General features: G+C 42.9%; 13 protein-coding genes and 1 pseudogene. All 14 read left to right on the top strand.

The features are described 5' to 3' along the window. Positions 1–21 precede the first annotated feature (21 nt). The 14 genes and pseudogenes from rnpM to ACLNCW_RS08295 all read left to right on the top strand — a co-directional run bounded on the left by rnpM (position 22) and on the right by ACLNCW_RS08295 (position 11,993). Positions 22–315: an RNase P modulator RnpM gene (gene rnpM / locus ACLNCW_RS08360; RefSeq protein ID WP_000857559.1), complete on the top strand. Its 294-nt coding sequence runs from the start codon at positions 22–24 to the stop codon at positions 313–315. Then, a complete protein-coding gene (locus tag ACLNCW_RS08355) occupies positions 308–607 on the top strand; it encodes a YlxQ-related RNA-binding protein (RefSeq protein ID WP_033684789.1) in 300 nt (99 codons plus the stop codon). Before rnpM ends, ACLNCW_RS08355 begins: the two co-directional genes overlap by 8 nt. 16 nt (positions 608–623) lie before the next feature. Continuing rightward, positions 624–3,419: a translation initiation factor IF-2 gene (gene infB, locus ACLNCW_RS08350; RefSeq protein ID WP_424845992.1), complete on the top strand. Its 2,796-nt coding sequence runs from the start codon at positions 624–626 to the stop codon at positions 3,417–3,419. Positions 3,420–3,669: 250 nt separating this feature from the next. Beyond that, complete coding sequence (rbfA, locus tag ACLNCW_RS08345; RefSeq protein WP_001273601.1) at positions 3,670–4,020, top strand: 30S ribosome-binding factor RbfA; 351 nt, start codon at positions 3,670–3,672, stop codon at positions 4,018–4,020. A gap of 206 nt (positions 4,021–4,226) precedes the next feature. Then, entirely contained in the window at positions 4,227–4,409 is a 183-nt protein-coding gene (locus ACLNCW_RS08340; protein ID WP_238096208.1) for a hypothetical protein, read from the top strand. A gap of 265 nt (positions 4,410–4,674) precedes the next feature. Next, on the top strand, positions 4,675–4,908 hold the full coding sequence (locus ACLNCW_RS08335) for a DUF1858 domain-containing protein (RefSeq protein WP_000368739.1): 234 nt from the start codon (positions 4,675–4,677) through the stop codon (positions 4,906–4,908). Further along, positions 4,908–6,242, top strand: a complete 1,335-nt coding sequence (locus tag ACLNCW_RS08330) for a DUF438 domain-containing protein (RefSeq protein ID WP_424845990.1) — start codon at positions 4,908–4,910, stop codon at positions 6,240–6,242. Before ACLNCW_RS08335 ends, ACLNCW_RS08330 begins: the two co-directional genes overlap by 1 nt. Positions 6,243–6,251: 9 nt before the next feature. Further along, entirely contained in the window at positions 6,252–6,506 is a 255-nt protein-coding gene (locus ACLNCW_RS08325) for a DUF1912 family protein (protein ID WP_120719185.1), read from the top strand. Positions 6,507–6,601: 95 nt separating this feature from the next. After that, on the top strand, positions 6,602–6,997 hold the full coding sequence (locus tag ACLNCW_RS08320; protein ID WP_084864475.1) for a helix-hairpin-helix domain-containing protein: 396 nt from the start codon (positions 6,602–6,604) through the stop codon (positions 6,995–6,997). Positions 6,998–7,280: 283 nt separating this feature from the next. Continuing rightward, positions 7,281–7,859, top strand: coding sequence for a flavin reductase family protein (locus tag ACLNCW_RS08315; RefSeq protein ID WP_424845987.1), 579 nt, complete (start codon positions 7,281–7,283; stop codon positions 7,857–7,859). Beyond that, positions 7,846–7,926, top strand: a pseudogene (locus tag ACLNCW_RS08310) (GNAT family N-acetyltransferase); the annotation flags it as partial. The gene ACLNCW_RS08315 and the pseudogene ACLNCW_RS08310, both read left to right, overlap by 14 nt. Positions 7,927–7,944: 18 nt before the next feature. After that, entirely contained in the window at positions 7,945–8,523 is a 579-nt protein-coding gene (locus tag ACLNCW_RS08305) for an AAA family ATPase (RefSeq protein ID WP_268718039.1), read from the top strand. Next, positions 8,516–11,167 (top strand): valine--tRNA ligase, encoded by a 2,652-nt coding sequence (locus ACLNCW_RS08300; protein ID WP_424845984.1) that lies wholly within the window; start codon positions 8,516–8,518, stop codon positions 11,165–11,167. The genes ACLNCW_RS08305 and ACLNCW_RS08300 overlap by 8 nt, the downstream gene beginning before the upstream one ends. 70 nt (positions 11,168–11,237) lie before the next feature. Beyond that, on the top strand, positions 11,238–11,993 hold the full coding sequence (locus ACLNCW_RS08295) for a DUF3883 domain-containing protein (RefSeq protein WP_020903137.1): 756 nt from the start codon (positions 11,238–11,240) through the stop codon (positions 11,991–11,993). The last annotated feature ends 1 nt before the right edge of the window (position 11,994 follow it).

The raw sequence follows: 11,994 nt of genomic DNA, 5'->3' as shown, positions 1-11,994 counted from the left end.
AAGCTGCTAGAGGAGGGAAAGATGAAAACGAGAAAAATCCCTTTGCGCAAGTCTGTTGTGTCCAATGAAGTGATTGATAAGCGTGATTTGCTCCGCATTGTCAAAAACAAGGAAGGACAAGTCTTTATCGATCCGACAGGCAAGGCCAATGGCCGCGGCGCTTATATCAAGCTAGACAATGCAGAAGCCCTAGAGGCGAAAAAGAAGAAGGTCTTTAACCGCAGCTTTAACATGGAAGTGGAAGAAAACTTTTATGACGAGTTGATCGCTTATGTGGATCACAAAGTGAAAAGAAGAGAGTTAGGACTTGAATAAGCAAAAGATAAGCAATCTCTTGGGACTTGCTCAGCGAGCAGGCCGGATCATATCGGGTGAAGAATTGGTGGTCAAGGCCATTCAAGACGGCAAGGCCAAGTTGGTCTTTCTAGCCCATGATGCTGGCCCCAATCTGACCAAGAAGATTCAAGATAAAAGTCAGTATTATCAAGTAGAAATTGTAACCGTGTTTTCAACACTGGAATTAAGCATAGCAGTCGGAAAATCGAGAAAGGTTTTGGCTGTAACAGATGCTGGATTTACAAAGAAAATGAGGTCTCTTATGGAATAGAAGAGGAGGACATGATTTGTCTAAGAAAAGATTGTACGAAATCGCAAAAGAACTTGGAAAAGAAAGTAAAGAAGTTGTAGCGCGTGCAAAAGAGTTGGGCTTGGATGTGAAAAGCCACTCATCAAGTGTGGAAGAAGCTGTCGCTGCAAAAATCGCTGCTAGCTTTAAGCCTGCTGCTCCGAAAACAGAAGCAAAACCTGTAGCACCAAAAGCAAGTGCAGAAAAGAAAACCGAAAAATCTGAGCCAGCTAAACCAGCTGTAGCCAAGGAAGAGGCAAAAGCGGCTGAGCCAGTTGCTCCTAAAACAGAAAAAGTAGCAGCTAAACCACAAAGCCGTAATTTCAAGGCTGAACGTGAAGCCCGTGCCAAAGAGCAGGCAGAACGACGCAAGCAAAATAAGGGCAATAACCGTGACCAACAAAAGGGAAATCATCAAAAGAATGATAACCGTAATGGTGGAAAACAAGCTCAAGGCAACCGCGACAATCGTCGCTTTAATGACCAAGCTAAGAAACAGCAAGGTCAGCAAAATCGTGGAAATGAGCGCCGTCAACAAGAGGACAAACGTCCAAATCAAGCGGCTCCACGTATTGACTTCAAAGCCCGTGCAGCAGCCCTCAAAGCAGAGCAAAATGCAGAGTACGCTCGTTCAAGTGAGGAACGCTTCAAGCAGTATCAGGCTGCCAAAGAAGCCTTGGCTCAAGCTAACAAACGCAAGGAACCAGAGGAAATCTTTGAAGAAGCGGCTAAGTTAGCTGAACAAGCGCAACAAGCACAGCAAGTTCAAGCAGTGGTTGAAGTCGTCCCTGAGAAAAAAGAACCTGCAGTGGATACACGTCGTAAAAAACAAGCCCGACCAGACAAAGAACGTGATGATTATGATCACGAAGAAGATGGTCCTAGAAAACAACAAAAGAATCGAAGTAGTCAAAATCAAGTGAGAAATCAAAAGAATAGTAACTGGAATAACAACAAAAAGAACAAAAAAGGCAATAACAAGAACAACCGCAATCAGACTCCAAAACCTGTTACGGAGCGTAAATTCCATGAATTGCCAACAGAATTTGAATATACAGATGGTATGACCGTTGCGGAAATCGCAAAACGTATCAAACGTGAACCAGCTGAAATCGTTAAGAAACTTTTCATGATGGGTGTCATGGCCACACAAAACCAATCCTTGGATGGGGAAACAATTGAACTCCTCATGGTGGATTATGGTATTGAAGCCAAACAAAAGGTTGAAGTGGATAATGCCGACATCGAACGTTTCTTTGTCGAAGATGGTTATCTCAATGAAGATGAATTGGTTGAGCGCCCACCAGTTGTAACCATCATGGGACACGTTGACCATGGTAAAACAACACTCTTAGATACCCTTCGTAACTCTCGTGTTGCGACAGGTGAAGCAGGTGGTATCACTCAGCATATCGGTGCCTACCAAATCGTGGAAAATGGTAAGAAGATTACCTTCCTTGATACACCAGGACACGCGGCCTTTACATCTATGCGTGCGCGTGGTGCTTCTGTTACCGATATTACGATCTTGGTCGTAGCGGCAGATGACGGGGTTATGCCTCAGACAATTGAAGCCATCAACCACTCAAAAGCGGCTAACGTTCCAATTATCGTAGCTATCAACAAGATTGATAAACCAGGTGCCAACCCAGAACGCGTTATCGGTGAATTGGCAGAGCATGGAGTTATGTCAACTGCTTGGGGTGGAGATTCTGAATTTGTTGAAATCTCAGCTAAATTCAACCAAAACATCGAAGAATTGTTGGAAACAGTCCTTCTTGTGGCTGAAATCCAAGAACTCAAGGCAGACCCAACAGTTCGTGCGATTGGTACAGTTATCGAAGCTCGCTTGGATAAAGGAAAAGGTGCGGTAGCAACCCTTCTTGTTCAACAAGGTACCTTGAATGTTCAAGACCCAATCGTTGTCGGAAATACCTTCGGTCGTGTCCGTGCTATGACCAACGACCTTGGTCGTCGTGTTAAGGTTGCAGGGCCATCAACACCAGTTTCAATCACAGGTTTGAACGAAGCACCGATGGCGGGTGACCACTTTGCTGTTTACGAGGATGAAAAATCTGCGCGTGCGGCTGGTGAAGAACGTGCCAAACGTGCCCTTATGAAACAACGTCAAGCTACCCAACGTGTCAGCCTTGAAAACCTCTTTGATACGCTTAAAGCTGGTGAACTCAAATCAGTTAACGTTATTATCAAGGCCGACGTACAAGGTTCTGTTGAAGCCCTTTCTGCCTCACTTCAGAAAATCGATGTGGAAGGTGTTAAAGTTACCATCGTCCACTCAGCGGTCGGTGCAATCAACGAATCAGACGTGACCCTTGCTGAAGCTTCAAATGCTTTTATCGTTGGTTTCAACGTACGCCCTACACCACAAGCTCGTCAACAAGCAGAAGCTGACGATGTGGAAATCCGTCTCCACAGCATTATCTACAAGGTTATCGAAGAGATGGAAGAAGCCATGAAAGGGATGCTTGATCCAGAATTCGAAGAAAAAGTTATCGGTGAAGCAGTTATCCGTGAAACCTTCAAGGTGTCTAAAGTGGGAACTATCGGTGGATTCATGGTTATCAACGGTAAGGTTACCCGTGACTCTAAAGTCCGTGTTATTCGTGATGGTGTTGTTATCTATGATGGCGAACTCGCAAGCTTGAAACACTACAAAGACGACGTCAAAGAAGTTACAAACGGTCGTGAAGGTGGATTGATGATCGACGGCTACAATGATATCAAGATGGATGATGTGATTGAGGCCTACGTCATGGAAGAAATTAAAAGATAAGATTTTTGCTCCTTTCTTAGGTGGTGAGGGACGCAAGCAAACCGATGGTTTCATTGCTTATTTTTGAGCCTAGAGTCTCAAAAATCCCCTGTGATGGGACTGATAAATCAGTTCCATCACTTTCACCACGGCGAAAGAAGCAGATGATTTCAAATTGAACTTCGTTTCAATTTGAACTGAAAATCAAGAAGTTTAAAAATAGCTAGGTCTGCTGGCCTAGCTTTTGGTTCAAAGTAGAGAAAGGAATATCATGGCAAATCATTTCCGTACGGACCGTGTGGGCATGGAAATCAAGCGTGAAGTCAATGAGATTTTGCAAAAGAAAGTCCGTGATCCGCGTGTCCAAGGTGTGACCATTACAGATGTTCAGATGCTAGGTGACTTGTCCGTTGCCAAGGTTTACTACACCATTTTGAGTAACCTTGCTTCAGATAATCAAAAAGCTCAAATCGGGCTTGAAAAAGCAACTGGTACTATCAAACGTGAACTTGGTCGCAATTTGAAATTGTACAAAATCCCAGATTTGACTTTCGTCAAAGACGAATCCATCGAATATGGAAACAAGATTGACGAAATGCTACGCAATCTGGATAAGAACTAAGAAGAGGGGCAACCCTCTTTTTTGGTGGAGGAAAAGGCAATAAACATGCTGGCAGAATCTTTCCAGAGTTAAACATTATTAAAAAGCCTTATAAAATTCAACTTGTATGATATTATAGGAAATGAAAAGAGTAAATTTCACAGAAATAGCCAGCAAGACTGGTATCTTCAATATTTTGAAAGTGTAGTTAAACGAGGGAAGATAATATGGGGCCTATCAAAGCTTTTGCTAAAATTTATGGTAATTACATTTTGACCATGCAAGGTGTAAAAGTAATGAAAACGATAAAGAAAGATGATAATGCCGTTGTCGGTTTTGGGAAACTCTTTATTGCAGACAAGCTAATGGATACGGCTCGGTGGCTCATCAAGCCAGAGGAGAGAGAATGAAATTTTTCTGGGGACTTCTTGCCATTATTTTTATCAAACCGATTATTGGAATTATGAAATTCCTGTGGATGATCATCTCTTTTGCAGTCCAATTGCTGTTTTACAAGCTATTATTTAAAATATTGGATTGGCTCTTTAAACTTTTTTAGGTCGTAATTCAAGTCGCAGAGAACTAGCAGGAACTCCACTGCTAGTTTTTTAATCTCTCTCCATATGGTATAATATAAGCAGTAAAATCATTTTAGAACATACAATGGAGGTCATCATGGACAATATCATCGATGTGTCAATTCCTGTTGCAGAAGTAGTGGACAAGCATCCAGAAGTCTTGGAAATCCTAGTGGAGCTTGGTTTTAAACCCCTTGCCAATCCCTTGATGCGCAATACTGTTGGTCGTAAAGTATCACTCAAACAAGGTTCTAAGCTGGAAGGAACTCCTATGGACAAGATTGTCCGCACGCTGGAAGCAAACGGCTACGAAGTGATTGGGTTAGACTAATGGCAGATGAACGGATTCATGTCCTGCGGGATATTTTGTTAGAATTGCACAATGGTGCCTCTCCTGAGTCGGTTCAGGAGCGTTTTGATGCGACCTTTGCGGGTGTCTCAGCCATCGAGATTTCCCTCATGGAGCACGAGCTGATGAACTCAGACTCAGGTGTTACCTTTGAAGATGTCATGGAACTCTGTGATGTTCATGCCAATCTTTTTAAAAATGTTGTTAAGGATGTCGAAGTTGCAGATACCGAGCATCCAGGTCACCCAGTTCGGGTCTTTAAGGAAGAAAATCTGGCCCTCCGTGCGGCCTTGATTCGCATTCGGAGATTGTTAGATACTTATGAATCTATGGAAGACGAGGAAATGCTGGCGGAGATGCGCAAGGGCTTGGTGCGTCAGATGGGACTTGTAGGTCAATTTGACATCCACTACCAGCGCAAGGAAGAGCTCTTTTTCCCCATCATGGAGCGCTATGGTCACGATTCACCTCCTAAAGTTATGTGGGGAGTGGATGATCAGATCAGGGAACTCTTTCAAACAGCTTTAGCGACAGCCAAGTCACTACCAGAAGTGCCGATTAGCACTGTAAAGGAAGATTTTGAAGCCTTTGCGACAGAGTTTGACAGTATGATTTTCAAGGAAGAGTCCATCCTTCTTATGATTCTCCTTGAATCCTTTACTCAGGATGACTGGCTTCAGATTGCGGAGGAGAGCGATGCCTATGGATATGCTATCATTCGTCCGTCTGAGAAATGGGTGCCAGAAAGACAGAGTTTTGTTGAGGAAAAGAGTGCAGAGGAGCCCGTACAACTAGATACGACAGAAGGCCAAGTTCAGCAAGTTATCGATACGCCAGAAGGACAGTTCACCATTACCTTTACCCCTAAGGAAAAGGAAACAGTGCTGGACCGCCATAGTCAACAGGCTTTTGGCAATGGCTATCTCTCGGTCGAGCAGGCCAACCTCATCCTCAATCACCTTCCCATGGAGATTACCTTTGTCAATAAAGATGATATTTTCCAGTATTACAATGACAATACGCCAGCTGATGATATGATTTTCAAACGGACACCGTCCCAAGTCGGGCGTAATGTTGAACTTTGCCATCCGCCTAAGTACTTGGACAAGGTCAAGACCATCATGAAGGGGCTTCGTGAGGGAAGCAAAGACAAGTATGAAATGTGGTTCAAGTCTGAGTCACGAGGTAAGTTTGTCCACATCACCTACGCGGCAGTGCACGATGAAAACGGAGAATTCCAAGGAGTGCTGGAGTATGTTCAGGATATTCAACCCTACCGTGAGATTGACACGGACTATTTCCGTGGATTAGAATAAGGAGAAAAAATGAGTTACGAACAAGAATTTATGAAGGAATTTGAAGCTTGGGTTAATACCCAGATTATGATTAACGACATGGCGCTCAAGGAAAGCCAAAAGGTCTATGAAGAAGACCAAGACGAGCGTGCCAAAGATGCTATGATTCGTTACGAAAGCCGTTTGGATGCTTATCAGTTCTTGCTTGGAAAATTTGATAATTTCAAAGCAGGCAAGGGATTCCATGATTTGCCAGATGGCTTGTTTGGTGAGCGAAATTATTAAACGAGAAAGATTCTTGATTTTTTACTAAAATCTTGATAGAATATTTATATTAAATCCTTGTCAGAGCAGGGATTTTTTATTGAAAGGATTTTATCATGTCAAAGAAACTCAATCGTAAAAAACAATTACGAAATAGTCTCCGTCGCGCAGGTGCCTTTTCAAGTGCTGTGACTAAGGTTGTAGAAGAGACAAAGAAAGTCGTGAAACGTGCAGAACAGTCAGCAAGCCAAGCTGGTAAGGCTGTTTCTAAAAAAGTTGAACAAGCAGTAGAAGCTACCAAAGAGCAAGCTCAAAAAGTAGCTAATTCTGTAGAAGATTTTGCAGCAAACTTGGGTGGACTCCCACTTGACCGTGCCAAAACTTTCTATGATGAAGGCATCAAGTCTGCGTCAGATTTTAAAAACTGGACTGAAAAAGAACTCCTTGCCTTGAAAGGAATCGGCCCAGCTACCATCAAGAAATTGAAAGAAAATGGCATCAAGTTCAAGTAATCTTTCTTGTGCCTTGCAATTCCGAAAAAATCTTGCTACAATAGAGCCATTAGAGGTGTTTTGAATCCCGCATTTTACAGAAAGTGGCGGTGCTGAGAAGTCCACAAATGTGTCAAAACTGGTTGCTAATGGATGAAAAATTGAAATAAAAGTGTCTTTTTGTTTTAAAGACGAGAGTTGCGGGCAACTGCCCGAAATTGGGTGGTACCGCGGATAAATACATTCGTCCCTGTCATGTAGATGGCAGGGATTTTCTTTTGTGTCTTAGTAAAAGGAGGTTGTTATGAAGCAATCTTTTAAAACAAGTAAACTCTATTATGGTTTTCCTATCTTCATTTTGGGGTATCAGGATCAGAATTTTGGACACAATATTACGACATGTAGCTCCTCTTATAGTCTGGGAGATTGGCTAGTCATCGGTGTTGGTGCTGAGGAAAATGCGGCTGATCAGATAAAGTACTATCAGAAGTTCACCGTAAATATTCCTGATGAAACTTCCATGCTTGCGATGGAGCAGGCCGGCTTTATCAGTCATCGGGAGAAACTGAAACACCTGGGACTAGACTACGAGATTTCTGAACAGACTCATGCTCCGATTTTGGAATCTTGTCCAGTCGTTTTGGATTGCCAGGTGGATCGGATTATCGAAGAAGATGGAATCTGCCACATCTTTGCTAAGATTCTGGACCGACTGGCTAATCCTGAACTTTTGGATGATAAGGGACATTTTAAAAATGACCGTTTTGCGCCGACTTACTTTATGGGGGACGGTCACCAGCGCGTTTATCGTTATCTAGATGATCGAGTCAATCCCATGGGAAGCTTTATCAAGAAAGCGAGGAAGAAGAATGTCAAGAGCTGAATTGCTAGAACGATTAGAAACCGAACGACTCGTCTTACGAGTTCGTACAGTGGCGGATGCTGAGGAGTGAGTGGGGGGTGATTTGATGCATCTTTTCATCATTGGGGCTCCAGCTTCTGGGAAAATGACGATTGGTCAAGAGTTATCTCGACTGACGAATGCTACCCTCTTTTATAACCATCAAGCCATCGATTTTGCATTAGAAATCTATCAGGATTATACAGAGGAGATGTGGGAATTTGTTCGTGGAATCACCTTTTCTTTCCTTGGAGCAAGTGCAAGAAATCAGCGATCAGTAATTTTAACAGACGTAATTGATTTTTCAAATCAGTACCAGCTGATGTATTTGAAGCAAATTCAGGATTTGTTGGATGACTATCATCAAGAGATTCTTTTTGTGGAGTTGGAAACAAGTCTTGAGGAGCGTTTACGTCGAAATCGAACGGAGAACCGGTTGAAGTACAAGCCCTTGAAACGGCATATTGAGATATCTGAAAGAGAAATTTTAGAGACCACTGAAACCCTTCAATTAAATTCCCAACATCAACCGAATGAGTTGCACCACTACTTTAAAATAAATAATACGAGTTTGACTGCAAAAGAAGCTGCTAAGCAAATTCAAAATAAAATGAACAAAATAGAGAAAGGACAAACACATGTCTAAAGAACTTTCACCTAAATACAATCCAGCCGAGGTTGAGGCTGGTCGTTACCAAAAATGGCTTGACGCTGATGTTTTCAAGCCTTCAGGCGATCAAAAGGCTAAGCCTTATTCAATCGTCATTCCACCACCAAATGTAACTGGTAAGCTTCACCTTGGTCACGCTTGGGATACGACTTTGCAGGATATCATTATCCGTCAAAAACGTATGCAAGGTTTTGATACCCTTTGGCTTCCAGGGATGGACCACGCGGGGATTGCCACTCAGGCTAAGGTTGAGGAGCGCTTGCGTGGTGAGGGCATTACGCGTTATGACCTAGGTCGTGAGAAATTCCTCGATAAGGTCTGGGAATGGAAAGACGAATATGCCACTACTATCAAGGAACAATGGGGCAAGATGGGGCTCTCTGTCGACTACTCTCGCGAGCGTTTCACTCTTGATGAAGGCTTGTCAAAAGCTGTTCGTAAGGTCTTTGTGGACCTTTACAAGAAAGGCTGGATCTACCGTGGTGAGTTTATCATCAACTGGGACCCAGCAGCTCGCACAGCCCTTTCTGATATCGAGGTTATCCATAAGGATGTCGAAGGTGCCTTCTACCACATGAATTACATGCTGGAAGACGGTTCACGCGCCCTTGAAGTTGCGACCACTCGTCCTGAGACCATGTTTGGGGACGTTGCGGTTGCGGTCAATCCAGAAGACCCACGCTACAAGGATTTGATTGGTCAAAACGTCATCCTTCCAATCGCTAACAAACTCATCCCAATCGTTGGGGATGAACACGCAGATCCTGAGTTTGGTACTGGTGTCGTGAAAATCACACCTGCCCATGATCCAAACGACTTCTTGGTTGGTCAACGCCATAACTTGCCACAAGTCAACGTCATGAACGACGACGGAACCATGAACGACTTGGCCTTCGAATTTGCAGGTATGGATCGTTTTGAAGCTCGTAAGGCAGTTGTTGCCAAGTTGGAAGAAATCGGTGCCCTCGTTAAAATCGAAAAACGTGTCCACAGTGTTGGTCACTCAGAGCGTACAGGTGTTGTGGTTGAACCACGCCTGTCTACTCAATGGTTCGTTAAGATGGACCAATTGGCTAAAAATGCTATTGCCAACCAAGATACAGATGACAAGGTAGAATTCTACCCACCTCGTTTCAACGATACCTTCCTCCAATGGATGGAAAATGTCCATGACTGGGTAATCTCACGTCAGCTCTGGTGGGGTCACCAAATCCCTGCTTGGTACAATGCTGAAGGTGAAATGTACGTCGGCGAAGAAGCTCCAGAAGGTGACGGATGGACTCAAGACGAAGATGTCTTGGATACTTGGTTCAGTTCTGCCCTCTGGCCATTCTCAACCATGGGCTGGCCTGATGTCGACTCAGAAGACTTCAAACGTTACTTCCCAACTTCAACCTTGGTAACAGGTTACGATATCATCTTCTTCTGGGTGTCTCGTATGATCTTCCAATCTTTGGAATTCACTGGCCGTCAGCCATTCCAAAACGTCCTTATCCACGGTCTTATCCGTGACGAGCAAGGACGCAAGATGTCTAAATCTCTTGGTAACGGGATTGACCCAATGGATGTTATCGAGAAATACGGTGCCGATGCCCTTCGTTGGTTCCTTTCAAACGGTTCTGCACCAGGGCAAGACGTGCGCTTCTCTTACGAGAAAATGGATGCTTCTTGGAACTTTATTAACAAGATTTGGAACATCTCTCGCTACATCCTCATGAACAATGAAGGTTTGACCCTTGAGCAAGCAACTGCCAATGTGGAAAAAGTTGTCAACAAGGAAGCTGGAAATGTCACAGACCGCTGGATTCTCCACAATCTCAATGAAACGATTGGAAAAGCAACTGCCAACTTTGATAAATTTGAGTTTGGTGTAGCTGGACATATCCTCTACAACTTCATTTGGGATGAATTTGCGGACTGGTATGTTGAGTTGACCAAGGAAGTCCTTTATAGTGATAACGAAGAAGAGAAAGTCATCACACGCTCTGTTCTCCTTTATACTTTGGACAAGATTCTTCGTCTCCTTCACCCAATCATGCCATTCGTGACAGAGGAAATCTTTGGCCAAATCTCAGAAGGATCTATCGTCACAGCAGAATACCCAACTGTTAACCCAGCCTTCGAAGACCTTGCTGCCCACACTGGTGTAGAAAGCCTCAAAGACTTGATCCGTGCTGTTCGTAATGCGCGTGCGGAAGTAAACGTTGCACCAAGCAAGCCAATCACAATCCTTGTTAAGACAAGCGATAGCGACTTGGAAGCTTTCTTTAACAGCAATGTCAACTACATCAAACGCTTCACAAATCCAGAACACTTGGAAATCGCATCAGCCATCCCTGCACCTGAACTCGCTATGTCAAGCGTCATCACAGGAGCAGAAATCTACTTGCCACTCGCAGACCTCCTCAACGTCGAAGAAGAACTGGCTCGTCTAGACAAGGAACTGGCTAAATGGCAAAAAGAACTGGACATGGTTGGTAAGAAGCTCTCTAACGAACGTTTCGTAGCCAATGCCAAACCAGAAGTCGTCCAAAAAGAACGCGACAAACAAGCCGACTACCAAGCCAAATACGATGCGACCGTAGCACGTATTGATGAGATGAAGAAACTCGTTAAATAAACACAGAAACACGGTGATGAGCCGTGTTTTTTTGGTATAATAAAATCAATATCTATTGATGGAGAAAGTGATGTCTAAGCACCCGCATTATGAATTGTTAAATTTAATTGGCTACGGTCTTGCCAAGTTTGACAAGCTTTTTATAAAAGAATTTCAATGTTCTAGCAAGTCGGAGTTTTATCGCTATGTGGTTTCTCTGGGAATTGCTGAAACAACTGGAGTTGTAAAAAATAGAATGGATTTATTTGATCCTTATTTTGACAATAATCGAAAAGGTTGGTGGCAGAAAGCTGAAGTTTACCGTTTTCGTAAAGATTTAATTGATATGATGTTTGGAAATGAAGATGTTCATAGTTATGCTGAAATAGTTAAAATGTTACTTGCCAGTGAAGGGAAGCAAATGGGTATTACAACTATTGAAAAGCCAATTATTCGAACTAAATTCAAACGTCTACAAGAAACTGGAATGGAAGCAGAGAATTATTTTATCCTTCATTTTGATAAAGAAGAAAAATTTCAAGGTGGACTATTGACCGATGCCCGTCTTTATGGTGATGGATATGACTTTCAAGTAGATGTGCAAGATCATTCCTATCTTGCCGAAGTTAAAGGAATTCGAAAATCTAAGGGTCGCATTCGATTGACTGCCAGAGAATATGAAAAAGCCAAAGAGTTTAAATCAGATTTTATTTTATCCTTAGTTACTAACCTAGATGATATTCCCAAGCTAGTGTTAATTGATAATCCTTTGAATCATTTTGAATTCCAAAAGAGCATCATAAAAAATGAAGTCATAGAATATAGAAGCTTAGAAGATTTGTATTAGT

The organism is Streptococcus sp. CL6.22 (genome assembly GCF_049738055.1).
Lineage (GTDB): Bacteria > Bacillota > Bacilli > Lactobacillales > Streptococcaceae > Streptococcus > Streptococcus mitis_DJ.
This window is presented reverse-complemented; position numbering and strand designations above follow the sequence as displayed.